The organism is Caulobacter sp. SRI_008 (assembly GCF_057586355.1).
Map to the genome: position 1 here is coordinate 102302 of NZ_JBYCZS010000014.1, position 16088 is coordinate 118389.

Here is a 16088-nt window from a genome sequence, read left to right on the forward strand (position 1 = left end):
TTCAGAATTCCGGCTTGGCGTCGGGCTTGGGCGGGGTGATCACCTCCAGCAACGCCGCATGCCGGTCGGTTCCGACCTGGGTCAGCTTGAACTCGCCGCCGAAGGCCTTCAGTCGCACGCTGCCGTCGGCCAGGCGCGGCAGGCTGCGGTTGCCGATCGGGCCGCGGGTTCCCGGCGACTCGACGCTGATGAAGACGTCGGCGTCGTCCTTGTCCCACTCGGTGAAGGTGAAGGTCAGGCGCATGACGGGCAGGGCGACCCGCTTTGGCTCGATCGTCACCTCGGTCGCCCCGTGGGTCCCGTTGGCCGAGAACGACAGGTAGATCGGGAACAGCGGCTCGTAGACATCGACCCAGCGGGTCATGTTGGCCGCGTCCTTGGGGAAGCAGGTCGTCGACCAGGCGATCTTGTCGCCGCGCGTCTGCGATCTCGGCGCGCACCAGATGACGTTGAAGCCCTGCGAGCCGGTCATCGGCAGGCCGAACACCGGCGTGCCGGCCGGCAGCGACGCCTTGGCGAACAGGCCCAGCTTCTTGACGTCCTGCCGCAGCACGCCGGTCTGGGCGTGGGTCACCGGCAGGCTCAGGAGGACGTCGCCGCGCTTGATCGGCCCGTCCGCATGCTGTTCCGGAGGGCCGGCGGCGTCGAGCAGGGCCGTGGCGGGAAAGGTCAGCGGCGGCGGCGCCTCGGATCCCGCGCCGGGCTCGGAGGGCGACAGTGGGACCAACTGCGGGGCCGCCTGTGGGGTCGACTGGGGCGCGGGTTCCTGGCCATGGGCCGTGGCCGCCAGGCTGGTCGCCGCGACGATCGCGGCGGCGCCGAATGACAAGACCTTCACGCTGAACCAAGCTCCCCCGAACACCGTCGGCGAAGCTTGGCTTAGACGTGAATTATTTCAAGCCTGCGATCAGACGTTGAAGCGGAAGTGCATCACGTCGCCGTCCTTGACGACGTAGTCCTTGCCCTCGGCCCGCATCTTGCCGGCTTCCTTGGCCCCGTTTTCGCCGCCCAGCTTGACGAAGTCGTCGAAGGCGATGGTCTCGGCGCGGATGTAGCCCTTCTCGAAGTCGGTGTGGATGACGCCGGCCGCCTGCGGGCCGGTGTCGCCGACATGGATGGTCCAGGCGCGGGCTTCCTTGGGGCCGACCGTGAAATAGGTCTGCAGGTCCAGCAGCTTGTAGGCTTCGCGGATCAGGCGGTTGAGGCCCGGCTCTTCGAGGCCCAGGGTCTCCAGGAACTCGGCGCGCTCCTCGGCGTCGAGCAGGGCGATCTCGCTCTCGATCTGGGCCGAGATGACTACGCTCTTGGCGTTGTCCTTGGCGGCGCGTTCGGTCACCAGGTCGCTGTACTTGTTGCCCTTGTCGGCGCTGCCTTCATCGACGTTGCAGACATAGAGGGCCGGCAGCGAGGTCAGCAGCTGCAGCATGTGCCAGGCTTTTTCGTCGTCGGCGTCGATCTTGGCGGCGCGGGCCGGGCGGCCTTCGCGCAGCAGGGCGAGAGCGACATTGGCCAGGCGCAGGGTGTTGGCGCTTTCCTTGTCGGCGCCGACCTTGGCGCGCTTCTCCAGGGCGGGGACGCGCTTTTCCAGGCTCTCCAGGTCGGCCAGCATCAGCTCCATCTCGATGATCTCGAGATCGCTGAGCGGGTCGATGCGGCCTTCCACGTGGACGATGTCGCCGTCCTCGAAGCAGCGGGCCACGAAGGCCACGGCGTCGCAGTCACGGATGTTGGCCAGGAACTGGTTGCCCAGGCCCTCGCCCTTCGACGCGCCGCGCACCAGGCCGGCGATGTCGACGAAGGTGATCCGGGCCGGGATGATCTCCTTTGAGCCGGCGATCTTGGCCAGGGCGTCCAGGCGAGGTTCCGGCACGGCGACTTCGCCGGTGTTGGGCTCGATGGTGCAGAACGGATAGTTGGCGGCCTGGGCCGACGCCGTCTGGGTCAGGGCGTTGAACAGGGTGGACTTGCCGACGTTGGGCAGGCCGACGATGGCGACTTTCAGGGCCATGGAACTCTCGTGAATTTCGTTGGCCGGGCGCTTAGCACGGATCGCGCGGGAAGTCGCGGGGCGCGGGCCCGGGGCGGCCGCCTGATGCGAGGCGACCGTTCCTGTCGAAGCCGCGATGCAATCTGCGGATGCCGACGCGACGGCCCGATCGGGCGGCGGCGGATTTTTTCAGATCCCTTATTTCAAGGCATTTCCAATGATCATCAACGTCAAGAACGCGCCCTACAACGCCGTCGGCGACGGCGTGACCGACGACACGGCCGCCATCCAGGCCGCCATCAACGCGTCGGGCGTCAATCAGGTCTACCTGCCCTCGGGCACCTACCGCACCACGGCCACTCTGGTGATCGAAAAGCACGGCGTCACGCTGTGCGGCGACTCCCAGTGCGGCTATCCGTTCGTCTCGACCTCGCAGAGCGGGATCTATGGCTCGGTCATCTCGCCCGACCCGGACGTCGTGGTGGGCCTGCGCATCGGCGGGGCGAGCATCAGCCCCAGCTTCGTGACCCTGCGCGACCTGGCCGTCATCCGCGCCAAGACCACCTCGGCGCCGATCCGCACCGACAGCATCGGCATCCTGTGGCAGAGCTTCAACTACGGCCGCGAGCAGCGCGTGCTGTCCAGCCGCCACGCCTTCGGCCGGGTGATCACCGGCACGAGCGCCTCGGCGATCTCGATCGGCTATGAGGCGACCAACATCTCCACCTCGGTCTGCCCGCTGGCCTACATGCGGATCGAGGAGGCGGCCGGGATCAAGGTCGCCCAGAGCGACTTCGGCCTCAACGGCGGCGAGGAGGGCGTGATCCCCAACGTGCTCGTCCAGATCGGCGGCTCGGCCAATGACGTCAGCTTCGTCGACATCAACGCCTTCCCGACCGCGACGGGGGCCGGCGATACGGCCACGGTCCTCGGCTTCTTCAACCTGGACAGCGCGACGGGGATCTACACCTTCGTCAACTGGAACTCCGAGAACGTGAAGTCGGCGATCATCGACAGCGGCACGTCCGAGATCGTCGCCCTGTCGATCATCGGCGGCCGCTGGACGGGCGCGAGCACGGGCGACTTCTTCATCCAGGGCGATGCCACCCGCTACAAGGCCCTGTCGATGAGCGGGATCAATGTCGGCGGCTTCACCGGCTTCACGCTCCACAACCCGACCTGGAGCAAGATCACCGGCGGTTTCTTCGGCGTCCCGGTGTCGCTGGTGGCGGGCACTGACGCCGACATGGCCTTCGTCGGCAATGTCGTGGCCGACGCCGCCTATCTGACGGGCGACTGGCGCTCGCTCGCGGTGACGGGCAACTGCCTGCTGAACGGCGGCGGCAAGAACGTCACCGGCGACGTCGCCATCAGCACCAACACCCCGTTCAACTTCTGACGGGGGAAGAAGGAGGGCGGCCGTCGGCCGTCCTCCACGTCTTCGTTTTCAGCGAGCCCGCGAAACGCTCGCTCAGGTTTCCTGGCAGGCTTCCAGGATCGCTCGCAGTTCGGGAACCAGGGCGCTGCCGGCCATGCCGTCGCCGATGTCGTCCCCGATGTCGTCCAGGGCGAACCGGGCGAAACCGCGCGCGGCGGTCCGATCGCCGGCGGCCAGGCGCATGTGCGCCAGGGCGCGGGCCATCCGGACGGGGGTCTGGCGGAAGACCTGGAAGTGCCGCGCCCCGTCCCTGAAGTCCTGCGGCGTCGCCGTCCGCAGGGGCGAGAACGGGCCGGCCATGATTTGCAGGAACGGCCGGCCGAAGGCGCGATAGGTCTCGGCGGCGGCGCCCATGGCCGCGTCCATCGCCTCCCGCGTGGGCTGGTAACGCCATCGGCCGTCGTTCTCGGCCGGTCCCAGGTCGCGGCTGAACTCGCAGTGGGCGGCCGTCAGCTTTCCGTGCGCGATGGGCGTTCCCTGTTCGGAGGGAACGTCGACGGGCTGGAGGCCCAGGCTCAGCGCGACCTCGCCGCCATAGCGCGTGCCGCTCACCGCGACGACCAGCGTCAGGTCCCTGTCGAAGCGTCGGAAGACGCGCCCCGAACCTGAGAAGCCGTCCTCGGCCAGCACCGGCGCCAGCAGGGCGTGGATCGACGGCTCCAGCTTCGGCGGCGGATCGCCGGACGGCGCGGGCTCGACCTGCCTGGAAAAGGCCCTGGGGGACGGCTCGCTCATCGCCTCACCACATCGGATCCACCTGCGCCCCATGCAGCGCCTCGGCGATGCGCTGGCGGGTGGCGGCGGTGACGTCGTCGGGCAGGGCGTCGGGATGGTGCCAGGCGATCTCGTGGATCTCGCCCTGGGCCGACGCCTCGCAGGGCTCCCAGGCGTGGACGCGATAGACCAGCACGTGGTCGCCCGGATGGCGCGGCTCGTTGCTGTGCACCGAAAGCAAGGTCGGCCGGCCCAGCACCCGCACGCCGGCCTCTTCCTGAAGCTCGCGGGCCAGGGCGGTCTCGGTCGTCTCGCGCCTCTCCACCCCGCCGCCGGGCAGGTACCAGCCGGGCACATAGGTGTGCTGGATCATCAGCACCCGGCCTTCGGCGTCGGTCACCAGCCCGCGCACGCCCAGGGTCAGGCCCCGGTTCCAGCGAAACCAGGCGAAGATGAAGGGGCGGGCGAACGGTTCGACCTTGCGGCGCCAGAGCATGGCCGTGAACCTAGATCGCTTTCCGCAAGAGCGGCAGGGGGCAAAGCGGCGGGGGCCGCTTGGCGCGAGGATGCGAATCCCGCCCTCTGGGGCCATGCGCCGCCGTATCCTGATCGCCGCCCTGCTCGCCGCCCCCTGTCCGGATGCGTCCGCGGCCTCGACGTCGAGGTTTCGGGCTCTGGGACGGCGCCGGTCTTCTCCCTGCGCAAGCCCGGCTACCTGCGCAGGCCGCCCGTGCCATTCCCGGGCCTTCTGGACGTCTACGAGATCCTGCCGGAGAGGGAAGGGCGCACCGTCTGGCGCGTCTCTTCAAGCCGGGCGTCCGACCTGCCCGCCGACGCCCGCCTGACCTACGGCCTGGGCGCCGCCGTCCCTGGCCGACGGCGGCGCCCAGGCCCAGCCCCTGCGCCTGGGCGGGGTCTACAGGGTCCTGGTGCACGGGGCGGGTTACGGGGGCGCGGCGGTGTTCGCGGTTGGCCTCGACGGCGGCCTGATCACGCCCAGGCGCGGCGAAGAGCACGACGCCTTCGTCCGCCGCATGTCGGCCCTTGCTCCACAGAACGCCGACCGCTAAAGCCGCTGACAGAGGAAACCAGAGAACAACAAGCGGAGACACGCCCATGCTCGCGATCCTGATCATCGCCATCTTCCTGGGCGTCATCGTCGGCCTCAACGCCTTCGAATTCGGCCGCATCGACTAAGGTCCGAGGGGCTCAAGGCCCCCACAGTTCCCGGCATTCCGTCCCGAGCGCTCCTGAAGCGCCCCAGGAGCGCCATCGAATCGCCGCGCCCGCTCACCAAGCTTCGCTGGAGCTTCTGGGGGAAGGTTGATGCGCGGTCTTCACGTCTGCCTATTGGCGTTGGCATGCCTGTGGCCGCCCTTGGCGCATGCGGCGCCCCCGGCGATGTCGGCCGGTAGCCCGGAGATGCTCGAAAAGCGCCTGTTCGACATCGGCGGCGGCCGGCGGCTGAACATGGTCTGCATCGGCAAGGGCTCGCCGACCCTGGTGTTCGACCAGGCGCTCGGCGGGACGGTCCTCGACTGGCAGTACATCCAGGCCCAGGTCAGCCAGACCAACCGCGCCTGCTTCTACGATCGCGCGGGCTACGGCCAGAGCGACGCCTCGGACAGCCCCCGCTCGCCCCGCGACATCACCGACGACCTGCACGCCCTGCTGCGCAAGGCCGGAGAGCGCGAGCCGGTGGTGCTGGTCGGGCATTCGATCGGCGGGCGGTACGCGGCCTACTACTACGAACGCTTCCCGGCCGAGGTGGCTGGCATGGTGCTGGTGGATCCGGGGTTCGCCGGGCAGGACGACCTGGGCCTGTCGGCCGACGACCAGGCGTTCTTCGACGGACTGCGGGTCAAGGCGCTGCGGAAGTGGTCGACCTGCGCCGACGCGGCGCGCAGGGGCGCGATCACGCTGGAGGAGCCGCAGGGCTGCTTCGCGGCGAAGCTGCCCTACTACACCCGTGACGAGGCGGCGCGGATGCTGCCCGTCTACCAGCGTCCCGAGCGCTGGGAGACGGTGGCCTCGGAATATTCCCATGTCGACGAGGACCGGGGGCCGCAACGCGATTGGGGCGCGCTGCCGCTCGTGGTGCTGACGCGCGACCGGTTCCAGCCAACGCCGGGCCAGTCGGACCCCTCGCACCAGTCCGTCATCGACGTCTGGAAGCGCGGGCACCAGGCGCTGGCGGCGCGCTCCAGCCGTGGCGAGGCGATCAGCGTGCCGGACTCCAGCCACTATATCCAGGCCAGCCAGCCGGAGGCCGTCGTGGCCGCGATCCGCAAGGTCCTGGCGCAGGTCGGGACGCGGCCAGCCGGCGGGGGCGGGGGCGGCTAGGCCTCCCCCAGCCGCGACATCAGCCGCCGGCCGCCGGCGCGCATCAGCCAGCGGGTCTCGGCGTTGGCCGGGATGCGGGGGTCGTCCCACAGCGCCAGCTGCAGCCAGGCCTCGACGCGCAGGCGGCGGGTGAGGCCGCGCGCCGTCTCGAAGGCGTCGCCCAGTTCGCGCACCGTGCGGGCCTCGACCGCCTGGGCCACGGCCTCGCCGTCGGAGAGCAACGGATCAGCATGCGCCAGCACCCAGTCGCGGACGTCCTCGCGGGCCTCGGTCGGCGGGGCCAGGTCCCTGGCGAAGAACAGCGGCCAGTGGGCCAGCGGCCGGCGGCCGGCCTCCAGGTCCTGGGCGGCCAGTTCCAGGGCGCGGCTGAGCAGCTGGTCGCGGGCCAGGGGCGAGCTGGCCAGCTCCTCGGCGTGCAGCGACAGGCGCACGACCGCCTCGCGCGCGGGCTTGCGGGTCCAGGCGTCCTCGACCACGTCGGCCGCCGCGATCAGGGCCGCCGCCGCCGCGGTGGACAGGCCCTGGCCGGGGCTGGGGCATGGTCCGGGGTCATCGATGTTGGCGGTCATGACGTCGGGAGCCATGACATCGGGAGGAAGGGCGTCACGCGTCATTGCGCACCGCCAGGATCTCGATGGTGCGCGCGCGGCCGTCGGCCTGGGTCCATGAAAACCGCTGGCCGGGCGAAAGGCCCAGCAGCGCCGCGCCGATCGGGGCGGTGACCGACACGCGGCCCTCGTCATGGGCGGCGTGGGGCAGGGCCAGGACCACGGTGCGCACCCTGTCGCGGTCGAGGTCGCGATAGGTCGCCCGCGAGCCCAGCCGCACGCGGTCGGCGGCCGGCGCGCCCTCGACCAGGGCGGCGCGTTCCAGCTCGGCGGCCAGCAGGGCGTGGCCCGGAGCGGCGTGCGGGCCGCCGGCCACCAGCAGGGCCAGGCGGTCGTAGTCCTCGCCGCAGACGGCGATCGGCGGGCGGTCTTCAGGCTCGCGGGCGGGGATGGAAGCCGGCATGTGGGCGCTCCTTTGCGGACGCGCGGCCGCGGCCCGCCGGGCGGCCATGCGTCATCGCATGGCGCGGCCAGGGATCAGGTCGCGGCGCAGTAATCGGATGAAAGGCGCAAGATCGCGAAGCCTCGAACGTTGATGCTCGAAGTCTTGCGCAACGAAAATGTCGCGTTGATTTTCGTCCCGAGCCCGACGTCTAGGCGTCGATGGGGGCTCGGGACTAGGCTCCTGCGATGAGGTGGCCCGCCCGATGCTGGTTGCGATTGAACAATTCGATCCGATACATGGCGAGAAGCATCATAGGCGCGGCAGCGCTGCTGTCAAATCGATCAACAGGCGCCGGCTTTTCGAGCGGTGGTGGGGCGGGGGATCGGCGGAGATCCCGCACGCCATGTGCGATTTAGCACGGCGATTTCGACGGCGCCGTGCGCGTGTTTCCCCAAAATCCGGGCGAGGGGCGCATGGACGAGCTTTACAATCAATTGGGCAATGACCGGATCACGTCGCGACAGATCGATGAGTTGATAGGGCTGGCGCGCGGCGTCGCCGCCGATGGTGATCTGAACGTGGCCGAGGTCGAGTTCCTGCAGAAGTGGCTCGCGGCCAATACGGTCGTCAGCGAACAGCCGCTGATCCGCAGGCTCTACGAGCGCATCAACGAGGTGCTGGCAGACGGCGTTCTCGACAACGAGGAGAAGGCGTCGTTGCTCGACACCTTGAACAGTTTCTCCAGCCGCGATTTCGAACTGGGCGAGGTTTTGAAGTCGTCGACCCTGCCGCTCTGCGATCCGGCGCCGACGCTCTCGTTCACGGGCAAGGTCTACTGCTTCACGGGCACTTTCCTCTATGGGCAGCGGAAGTTCTGCGAACAGGCCGTCGAGGAACGCGGCGGCTCGTGCGGCGGGCTCCGACGTTCGACCGACGTGCTGGTGGTCGGCGCCTACGCCACCGACTCCTGGAAGCATTCGTCGTTCGGCAACAAGATCCTTCAGGCTTGCGAGTGGCGCGACGACGGGCGGTCGATCGCGATCGTTTCCGAGGAGCACTGGACCAGACACCTTTGATCGGAACGGAGCGGCGTGGAGGATATGAGGCGGGCGCCTTACGTGGTGGAGCGCCGCCCGCTATGAACGCCGCATAAGCTGGCGCTCAGGACCCCGCATGCCCTCTTCCCACACTCCATCCCCCCGCGGCGGCGCGCTGGTCACCGGCGCGGGACGTCGGATCGGGCGGGTGTTGGCGCTGGAGGCGGCGCGGGCGGGGTATGACGTGGCGGTGCACTACCGTTCGGCGCGGGGCGAGGCCGACGAGGTCGTGGCCGAGATCGCCGCCCTGGGCCGTCGGGCCGTCGCCGTGCAGGGCGAGCTGTCGGACCCGGACATCGGCGCGGCCCTGGTCGGGGCGGCCGCCGAGGCGGTCGGGCCGCTGACCCTGCTGGTCAATTCCGCCTCGACCTTCGAGGACGACCGCATCGGCGCCGTCACCGCCGACAGCTGGGACCGGCACATGGACGCCAACCTGCGCGCGCCGGTGCTGCTGGCCCAGGCCTTCGCCGCCGCCTTGCCGGCGGGGCTGAAGGGCCTGGTGGTCAATCTGGTCGACCAGCGGGTGCTGAAACCCAACCCGCAGTTCTTCAGCTACACCGTCTCCAAGGCCGGTCTGTGGTGGGCGACCCAGACCCTGGCCCAGGCCCTGGCGCCGGCCGTCCGCGTCAACGCCATCGGCCCCGGACCGGTGCTGGCCTCGGTGCACCAGGCCCCCGGCGAGTTCGAGGCCGAGGCCGCCGCCACCCCCCTGGGCGCGGCCGTCGATCCGGCCGAACTGGCCGCCGCCATGCGCTATCTCATTGACGCGCCGTCGGTCACGGGCCAGATGATCGCGGTCGATGGCGGCCAGCACCTGGCCTGGCGCACGCCCGACGTCCTCGGTTCCTGAAAGCCTCCGCCGTGTCCGCCTCCCCCCGCTCCGAAACGCCGTTCGCGGCTCCCGTCGCCTCAGGCGCTCCCGCCCCGATCGTGAAAGTGATCGTGACCAAGGTCTTCGTGCGCGGCCTCAAGGTCGAGGCCGAGATCGGCGTCTACGACCACGAGCACGGCCGCGTGCAGCCGCTGGTCATCGACGTTGAGCTCGACGTCGCCGCCGTGCACTGCGAGCAGCTGGGCGACACGGTGAACTACGAGACCATCCGCAACGCCGCCCAGGACATCGCCGCCGCCGGCCATATCGACCTGGTCGAGACCTTCGCCGAGCGCCTGGCCCAGGCCTGCTTCGACGACCATCGCGTCACCCGCGCCCGGGTGCGGGTGGAAAAGCCCCTGGCCCTGGCCCCGCACGCCGCCGCCGCCGGCGTCGAGATCACCGCCGTCCGGGGGTGAGCGCGCTTCTGCACAGCGCTCGCCTCGCCCCGTTCCAGCCCGAGACGGCCTGGAGCCTGGAGGGCGGGACGCTGGTGGAACGGCGCGGCGGCCGCGAACGCCGCTTCGACCTGCAAGACCTCACCCGCTACCGCCTGGCCATGCCGCGCGGCGGCGGCCGCCAGCGCGCCCTGATCCTGAGCTTTGGCCGCCGCAAGCTGGCGATCGCCTCGCAGAGTTGGCGCGGCCCCGGCCGCTTCGACGACCGGCTGGAGAGTTTCTCGCTGCTGGCCCGCGCGCTCGCCGCCGTCGGCGCCGACCTTGCGCCCCGCGCCCGCTTCGAGACCGCCGGCTTCAAGCTGGCCGACGCCGTGACCCTGGTGGCCGGCCTGCTGGCGATCGGCACGCTCGCCCTGCTGCTGCTGGCCGTGTCGTCGTCGATGCGCGGCATGGCCATCGACGTCGCCGCCCGCATGGCCTTCCTGCTCCTGCTGCTGTTCGCCGCCGTGCCGTGGCTACCGAGGGGCGAGACCCTGGATCCGCACGACCTGCCGACGCGGTGGCTGCCTTAGGAAGGCGAGCGCAGGCGCCTCGAGGCGCGCCGCTACGTCAGCCTGGGAAGACGCAGTTCCCGTGGTCGTCACACGTGCAGACGACCATGTTTCCGTTTGAGCCGGGATAGACCATGCAGGGCGTTCCGGCCGGCTTGCCCTGGCACGGGTTGCCGGCGGGCGAGGTCGCCAGGGCCGTTTCGAAGTCTGTCCGCGCCGGCGTCGCGTCCAGGTGCAGGTCGCCGGGCAGCAGCGCGGCGCTCCTCAGGGCGGCGTGCAGGTGGCCTTTCTTCTTGCTCATCGCTTGTTGCTCCCGGGTTAGGGTGTCGGCTTGCCGATCGCGTCGGCGACGGAAAGACCGATCAGGCGCGCGAAATGGGCTTGCTCGGCCTCTTGCGCCGCCTTGCCGTTTTCCACCTTGCCCAGCGTCAGCAGCAGGCCGTTGGACTTGGTCCGGCTTCCCGAGAACAGGTTGGCGGCCTGGTTGATCGAGACCGGATAGAGTTTCCAGCTCGGCGCCGCGCCCGCGCCGTTGGTGATCAAGAAGTTGATCTCATAGGTGAAGGTGTCGAAGGGGGACTTTCCGTTTTCGCCGGGAATGACCCCCTGCACGCCGGTGGCGCGCACCTTCGTCCGGATGAAGTCGCCGATCTTCAAGTCGCCCTCCAGTCGGACGCCGTCCGAAGCCGGGCATTTGCTCGCGAGATAGGTGTCGCGCTGGCTTTTGCGTGCGCGCGCGTCGTAGGGCTGTCCGGGGAATGCGGCTTTGGCCCGCGCCTCCCAGTCGTCCTCGGCGTCCTTCTTCAGGTCGGCGAAGGGAAAGTAGAAACCGATCTGTTCGGTGCGGGTGGCTTTGGCTGTGGTGCTCACCGACAGCGGCAGGGTCGATGATCTGCCGAAGGTGACGTTTCCGCCCTCGGCGAAGGTCGAAATCTTGTTGGGCCTGTTCTTGAAGAGCGTGATGCTCGGCGCGAAGACGGAGCCCTCTTCGACCTGGACCTTGAGGGTGACCCGCGATCCCCACTGTTCGAGCCAGCGCGTGCTGCGGGGCGCGGGAGCAGGCGTCTCGCCACGCGCGATCTGAGCCTGCCGATAGGCTTCGATCGTCTCTTCGTCGCGTTCCAGTTGGAAGAGAGCCTGGGTCAGTTCGCACCTGACGTGGGCCACCAGATTGCCCTGGCGGTTGACCTCGAGATCCGGATTTCCTCCGGCCTCGTAGATGTTGGGAACCTTGGTGGCGCAAGCGGCCAAGCTCACGCTCAGGCCCGCCGCGACCAGGAGCCTGCTCATTGTCCGTTTCATGCCGCGCCCCCGCCGCCTCCATCTTGGCATAACGCTGTCATGCGGGTTTGGGGCGCGCAACTTTTAATTGTGAAGCTCGCGTCGCTCCTGTCTGCGTGCTTCTTAAGAGACCTTCATTTGCATCGCCGCGCGTTTTTGGCGAGCATCCGCAAAACATCGCTTTTCAATGAAGGACGCCCGTGACCGATCCCGTGCAGGACCCCACAGTCCCTCCTGCTCTGCAGGACGACAAGACGATGCCGATAGTCGTCTACGCGCTCTATTTGGCTGGGGTGCTGTCGGCCGGCACGCTGGCGGTAATCGGCGTGATCCTGGCCTACGTGGCCAAGGGCTCGGCTCCCGAATGGCTGCGCAGCCACTACATCTTCCAGATCCGCACCTTCTGGCTGTCGCTGCTGTTCGCGGTGATCGGCTGCGCAACCCTGATTATCGGCGTCGGCGCTCTGATTCTGGTGGCCATAGGTATCTGGATCGCGGTGCGCTCGATCGTCGGCCTGTCGTGGCTGCTGAAGGGCCAAGCCTATCCCACGCCGCGCAACTGGATGCTGTGAGCCGATGAGCGACTTCATCCAGGCCGACCTCGATCCGGGCGCGGAGCGTCACTCGGAGGACAAGATCCTGCCGGGCGTGGTCTACGGCCTCTACCTGCTGGGCTTCACCAACGGCCTGACCTTCTTCATCGGCCTGATCGTCGCCTATGTGCAGCGCGGCTCGGCCGGGCCGATCAACGAGAGCCACTACACCTTCGCGATCCGCACCTTCTGGCTGTCGATCGCCTGGTTCCTGATCGGCGCGATGCTGGTGCTGTTCGGCATTCCGCTGGTGCTGGTGCTGATCGGCGTGCCGATGCTGATCGCGGGGGTGGCGATCCTGTCGGCGATCAGCCTGTGGTTCGTGATCCGCTGCATCGCCGGCATCGCCTATCTGGTGAGGGGCGAGGCCTATCCGCGTCCGCGCGCGTGGCTGATTTAGAGGCAGACTGCGCCGTGGGCGCCTGCACCGGCGTCGTACAGGTTATCGGTGTTCCCCTGACAGGCGAGCGGGCTCGACGCGACCCCCTCGCTCCTATGACTTTCCGCCCCTGGCGGACGGACGTCGTGGAGGGGGCGACATGCTGGCTCGCATCGTAGGGATCATCTTGGGGCTGATCCTGACGACGTCGGGATACGTGATTTCGGGTCTGGGCGCGCTGGGGACGTGGGCCGCGGACTGGGATCTCGGCCCGTTCGAGCCGCACCGGCCGTTCGCCGGTTGGGCGGCGATGACGATAGGGGGGATCCTTCTCGTCGCCGCCCTAACTCCTCGAAAGGGGATTCCGCGAAAAGGTGCGAGCCGCACCGAGTCGCGGACCAAGAGGAGCGCCCGTGGGGACGGGCGCTCCTCGGCCGGTCCGGCCGTGCTGGATCTGGGGGAGCCTGTCGCGACGCCGGTGGTTCTGGCCGAGTCGGTCGCCGCCGAAGCGCCCGCGCCCGTCGCGCCTGAGCCGGTCGCGCCCGAGGCTTTGGAAGCCGTCCCGCAACCGGTCTTCGAACCCGCGCCCGAGCCTGTCGCCGCCGCGTCCGTCGTCGCCGAGCCCGTGGTTCAGCCCGTCGCCGCGCCAGTCGCCCTGCCGCCGGCCGAGGCCGACTTCGAGACCCTGCGCGCCGAGCTTCTGAGCCTCACCGCCGCCGAATCCTGGAACCCGGCCGCCCGCGTGCTGGCCCGGATGGTCCGCGCCGCCCGCACCGACCGCGAGCGCGCCGTCGCTCACCGCGACCTGGGCGACTTCGCCGCTGGCCAGGGCCGCCACGACGACGCCGCCGAGGCCTATGAGGAAGCCGTCTCCTACGCCCGCTCGGTCCGCAAGGCCTCGCCGGGCGATCCGTCGGCGGACGAACTGCTGGCCGGCGCCCTGGCCGGCATCGGCGACGTCGCCGAGGCCGAAGGCCGCCTGAACGAGGCCCTGTCGGCCTTCGAGGAGGCCCTGGCCCTGCGTCGCTCGCCCGGCGGCCGCGAAGCCGTCGACCCCGGCGCTCAGCGGGCGCTGTCGGTGGCGCTGGAGCGCCTGGCCGACCTGCGCGAGGACCGCGGCCATCGGATGCGCGCGCTCGACCTCTATCGCGAAAGCTACGACGTCACCGCCCGCCTCGCCGCCGCCGACCCGGCCCGCTTCGGCCTCGACCTCGCCGCCACCCGCGCGAGGCTGGCCGAGATCGAAGCCAAGGTGGCGGGGTAATAAATCCCTCTCTCTGTGAGAGAGGGAGGGGCCCACGCCGCAGGCGTGGGAGGGTGAGAGGTGACAAACTCTCCGATCGCGCACCCACCATCGTCATCCCGGCCGCACGCCCGCGAAGGCGGGCGGAAGAGCCGGGACCCAGGGGACTGGGCGCGGCGTCTGGGTTCTCGGCCCGGCGTTGGCCGACGCATGGCCGGCGGCCCCTGGGTCCCGGCTCTACGGTCCGCTTCGCGAACCTTCGGCCGGGATGACGAGGAAATGGCGTCGGGGGTCATAGGCCGGCGGTGAAACCTCTCACCCTCCCGCCGCTTCGCGGCGGGCCCCTCCCTCTCTCTCAGAGAGAGGGAATATCATTGCGGTTCCACACGCGTGGCGACGTCTAACCCTGGTCTGGTAAACTCCCGGGGGAAAACGCGATGGTCTACATGCGCTGGCGACGGTTCGTCGAAATGGCGTCGCTGGACCGTCCTTGGCTGGGCGACCTGATGGAGAAGCGCAAGGGCGAGGCCTTTCGCGCTGCGCCGGTCGAGCGCTGGGACCAGGAATATCGCGACGGCGTCTACGACCGCCTGCACCGCTCCGACCAGCGTCATCATCACCGCCTGCTGGCCGCCATGATCGCCGACCGCTGGCCAAAGGCGCGGGTGCTCGAGATCGGGGCCGGCGAGGGGGTGTTCTTCGACGCCCTGCGCGCCCACGGCCCGGCCCGCTATGTCGGCGTCGACTTCTCCGCCCCCGCGGTGGCCAAGGGCGTCGAGCGTCTCTCGGCTGAGATCGCCGCCGGCCAGGTCGAGCTGTTGCTCGGCGACGGGCGAACCTTCGCCACCGACGAGCAGTTCGACGTGGTGGTGTTCTCCGAGTGCATCGAGCACCTGGGCGAGGTCGAGCCGCTGATCGCCCACTACCGATCGATGCTGGCCCCCGGCGGGGCGGTGGGCCTGACCATGTGGCTGTCGCTCAAGCCCCTGCGCCTGTGGCGGCGGCTGAAAGCCCTGGGCGCGGTGCTCGACGAGGCGGTGGTGAATACGCCGTGGGGCGGGGGCTGGCTGGTGGCGACGGTGGATCCCCGCTGAAGCGGGCCCCCCTCCGGCCCTCTGGGCCACCTCCCCCAGAGGGGGAGGATCTAGCAAGACAGATGCTCCCCCTCTGGGGGAGCTGTCGCGAAGCGACTGAGGGGGTCTTCCCCGGCCAAAGAAAAACCCCGGGACATCGCCCCGGGGTTCTCGATCTCAAAGCTCGCGACCCAGCCTTACGCCGGCACGACCTCTTCGCGGCGCACGAGGGCCGCATACGCGTCCATCAGGCTCAGCGACAGCTTGCCGGGCGTGAAGGTGAACTCGCCGATCTCGGCGACCGGGGTCACCTCGGCGGCGGTGCCGACGATGAAGCACTCGGTGAAGCCCGAGAGCTCCTGCTTCTCGATGTGGCGCTCGACCACCTCGATCCCCTTGCCCTTGGCGATGTCGATCACCGTGCGGCGGGTGATGCCGTCCAGGAAGCAGTCGGGCTTGGGCGTGTGCAGCACGCCGTCCTTGACGAAGAACACGTTGGCGCCGGTCGCCTCGGCCACGTAGCCGCGGTAGTCCAGCATCATCGCGTCGGTATAGCCGTCCTTCTCCGCGGCGTGCTTGGAGATGGTGCAGATCATGTAGAGACCGGCGGCCTTGGCGGCGACGGGGGCCGTCTTCGGATCCGGGCGGTTGTACTTGGCCCAGGTCAGGCGGATGCCCTTGGCCTTCAGCGCCGGGTCGAAATAGCTGGGCCAGTCCCACACGGCGATGGCCACGTGGATCTTGGTCGCTTGCGCCGAGACGCCGATCATCTCGCTGCCGCGCCAGGCGATCGGGCGCACATAGCAGTCCGACAGGCCGTTCTTGGCGGCCGTCGCCTTGCAGGCCTCGTCGATCTCGGCCACCGTGTAGGGGATTTCGAAGTCGAGGATTTCGGCCGACTTGAACAGGCGCTCGGTATGCTCGGTCAGCTTGAAGATCTCGCCGCCGTACATGCGTTCGCCCTCGAACACCGACGAGGCGTAGTGCAGGCCGTGCGTCAATACGTGCACCTTCGCCTCGCGCCAGGGAACGAACTGGCCGTCCAGCCAGATCCATCCGTCGCGATCATCGAAGGGAACGAGAGACATCGGTCCAAGACCTCCTTATTTGGAACCCGGTCCTTAGAC

General features: G+C 69.3%; 20 protein-coding genes. 11 read left to right on the top strand and 9 right to left on the bottom strand.

Going from position 1 to position 16088, the window contains the following annotated elements:
• Position 1: 1 nt before the first annotated feature.
• Positions 2 to 838, bottom strand: a complete 837-nt coding sequence (locus AC2YHT_RS14255; protein WP_487290444.1) for a hypothetical protein — start codon at positions 836 to 838, stop codon at positions 2 to 4.
• A gap of 69 nt (positions 839 to 907) precedes the next feature.
• Positions 908 to 2008, bottom strand: coding sequence for a redox-regulated ATPase YchF (gene ychF, locus AC2YHT_RS14260; protein WP_487290445.1), 1101 nt, complete (start codon positions 2006 to 2008; stop codon positions 908 to 910).
• Between the two features lie 196 nt (positions 2009 to 2204).
• On the opposite strand from ychF, the gene AC2YHT_RS14265 reads away from it, so the two are divergent.
• A complete protein-coding gene (locus tag AC2YHT_RS14265) occupies positions 2205 to 3386 on the top strand; it encodes a glycosyl hydrolase family 28-related protein (RefSeq protein ID WP_487290446.1) in 1182 nt (393 codons plus the stop codon).
• 72 nt (positions 3387 to 3458) lie between these two features.
• Here the strand turns inward: AC2YHT_RS14265 and AC2YHT_RS14270 are convergent, their stop codons facing one another.
• Together AC2YHT_RS14270 and AC2YHT_RS14275 are read right to left on the bottom strand one after the other, a co-directional pair.
• Positions 3459 to 4160 (bottom strand): DUF4304 domain-containing protein, encoded by a 702-nt coding sequence (locus tag AC2YHT_RS14270; protein WP_487290447.1) that lies wholly within the window; start codon positions 4158 to 4160, stop codon positions 3459 to 3461.
• A 4-nt stretch (positions 4161 to 4164) separates the two neighbouring features.
• Positions 4165 to 4635 (bottom strand): NUDIX domain-containing protein, encoded by a 471-nt coding sequence (locus AC2YHT_RS14275; RefSeq protein WP_487290448.1) that lies wholly within the window; start codon positions 4633 to 4635, stop codon positions 4165 to 4167.
• 433 nt (positions 4636 to 5068) lie between these two features.
• On the opposite strand from AC2YHT_RS14275, the gene AC2YHT_RS14280 reads away from it, so the two are divergent.
• Complete coding sequence (locus tag AC2YHT_RS14280) at positions 5069 to 5209, top strand: hypothetical protein (protein WP_487290449.1); 141 nt, start codon at positions 5069 to 5071, stop codon at positions 5207 to 5209.
• A 331-nt stretch (positions 5210 to 5540) separates the two neighbouring features.
• Entirely contained in the window at positions 5541 to 6482 is a 942-nt protein-coding gene (locus AC2YHT_RS14285) for an alpha/beta fold hydrolase (protein ID WP_487290450.1), read from the top strand.
• On the opposite strand, the gene AC2YHT_RS14290 is transcribed toward AC2YHT_RS14285, so the two are convergent.
• Positions 6479 to 7066 carry a hypothetical protein gene (locus tag AC2YHT_RS14290; protein WP_487290451.1) on the bottom strand — a complete coding sequence of 196 codons (588 nt, stop codon included), beginning with the start codon at positions 7064 to 7066 and terminating at the stop codon, positions 6479 to 6481. The genes AC2YHT_RS14285 and AC2YHT_RS14290 overlap by 4 nt on opposite strands.
• A 19-nt stretch (positions 7067 to 7085) precedes the next feature.
• The gene (locus tag AC2YHT_RS14295; protein WP_487290452.1) at positions 7086 to 7493 is read right to left on the bottom strand and encodes a GreA/GreB family elongation factor; all 408 of its coding nucleotides are present in this window, start codon (positions 7491 to 7493) and stop codon (positions 7086 to 7088) included.
• Positions 7494 to 7948: 455 nt separating this feature from the next.
• Between AC2YHT_RS14295 and AC2YHT_RS14300 the strand changes: the two genes are divergently transcribed.
• The 4 genes from AC2YHT_RS14300 (at position 7949) to AC2YHT_RS14315 (ending at position 10413) form a co-directional block, all read left to right on the top strand.
• Positions 7949 to 8551, top strand: coding sequence for a BRCT domain-containing protein (locus AC2YHT_RS14300; protein WP_487290453.1), 603 nt, complete (start codon positions 7949 to 7951; stop codon positions 8549 to 8551).
• A 97-nt stretch (positions 8552 to 8648) separates the two neighbouring features.
• Entirely contained in the window at positions 8649 to 9422 is a 774-nt protein-coding gene (locus AC2YHT_RS14305) for an SDR family oxidoreductase (protein WP_487290454.1), read from the top strand.
• A gap of 11 nt (positions 9423 to 9433) precedes the next feature.
• Positions 9434 to 9862, top strand: a complete 429-nt coding sequence (folB, locus tag AC2YHT_RS14310) for a dihydroneopterin aldolase (RefSeq protein ID WP_487290455.1) — start codon at positions 9434 to 9436, stop codon at positions 9860 to 9862.
• A complete protein-coding gene (locus tag AC2YHT_RS14315; RefSeq protein WP_487290456.1) occupies positions 9859 to 10413 on the top strand; it encodes a hypothetical protein in 555 nt (184 codons plus the stop codon). Before folB ends, AC2YHT_RS14315 begins: the two co-directional genes overlap by 4 nt.
• A gap of 37 nt (positions 10414 to 10450) precedes the next feature.
• On the opposite strand, the gene AC2YHT_RS14320 is transcribed toward AC2YHT_RS14315, so the two are convergent.
• Together AC2YHT_RS14320 and AC2YHT_RS14325 are read right to left on the bottom strand one after the other, a co-directional pair.
• Entirely contained in the window at positions 10451 to 10693 is a 243-nt protein-coding gene (locus AC2YHT_RS14320) for a hypothetical protein (RefSeq protein WP_487290457.1), read from the bottom strand.
• Between the two features lie 17 nt (positions 10694 to 10710).
• Positions 10711 to 11682: a hypothetical protein gene (locus AC2YHT_RS14325; protein WP_487290458.1), complete on the bottom strand. Its 972-nt coding sequence runs from the start codon at positions 11680 to 11682 to the stop codon at positions 10711 to 10713.
• A gap of 248 nt (positions 11683 to 11930) precedes the next feature.
• On the opposite strand from AC2YHT_RS14325, the gene AC2YHT_RS14330 reads away from it, so the two are divergent.
• The 4 genes from AC2YHT_RS14330 to AC2YHT_RS14345 all read left to right on the top strand — a co-directional run bounded on the left by AC2YHT_RS14330 (position 11931) and on the right by AC2YHT_RS14345 (position 14982).
• The gene (locus AC2YHT_RS14330; protein ID WP_487290459.1) at positions 11931 to 12245 is read left to right on the top strand and encodes a DUF4870 family protein; all 315 of its coding nucleotides are present in this window, start codon (positions 11931 to 11933) and stop codon (positions 12243 to 12245) included.
• A gap of 4 nt (positions 12246 to 12249) precedes the next feature.
• Positions 12250 to 12666: a DUF4870 family protein gene (locus tag AC2YHT_RS14335; RefSeq protein ID WP_487290460.1), complete on the top strand. Its 417-nt coding sequence runs from the start codon at positions 12250 to 12252 to the stop codon at positions 12664 to 12666.
• A gap of 424 nt (positions 12667 to 13090) precedes the next feature.
• On the top strand, positions 13091 to 13909 hold the full coding sequence (locus tag AC2YHT_RS14340) for a tetratricopeptide repeat protein (protein ID WP_487290461.1): 819 nt from the start codon (positions 13091 to 13093) through the stop codon (positions 13907 to 13909).
• A gap of 416 nt (positions 13910 to 14325) precedes the next feature.
• Positions 14326 to 14982 (top strand): SAM-dependent methyltransferase, encoded by a 657-nt coding sequence (locus AC2YHT_RS14345; RefSeq protein WP_487290462.1) that lies wholly within the window; start codon positions 14326 to 14328, stop codon positions 14980 to 14982.
• A gap of 176 nt (positions 14983 to 15158) precedes the next feature.
• On the opposite strand, the gene AC2YHT_RS14350 is transcribed toward AC2YHT_RS14345, so the two are convergent.
• Positions 15159 to 16049: a branched-chain amino acid aminotransferase gene (locus tag AC2YHT_RS14350; RefSeq protein WP_487290463.1), complete on the bottom strand. Its 891-nt coding sequence runs from the start codon at positions 16047 to 16049 to the stop codon at positions 15159 to 15161.
• Positions 16050 to 16088: the final 39 nt, after the last annotated feature.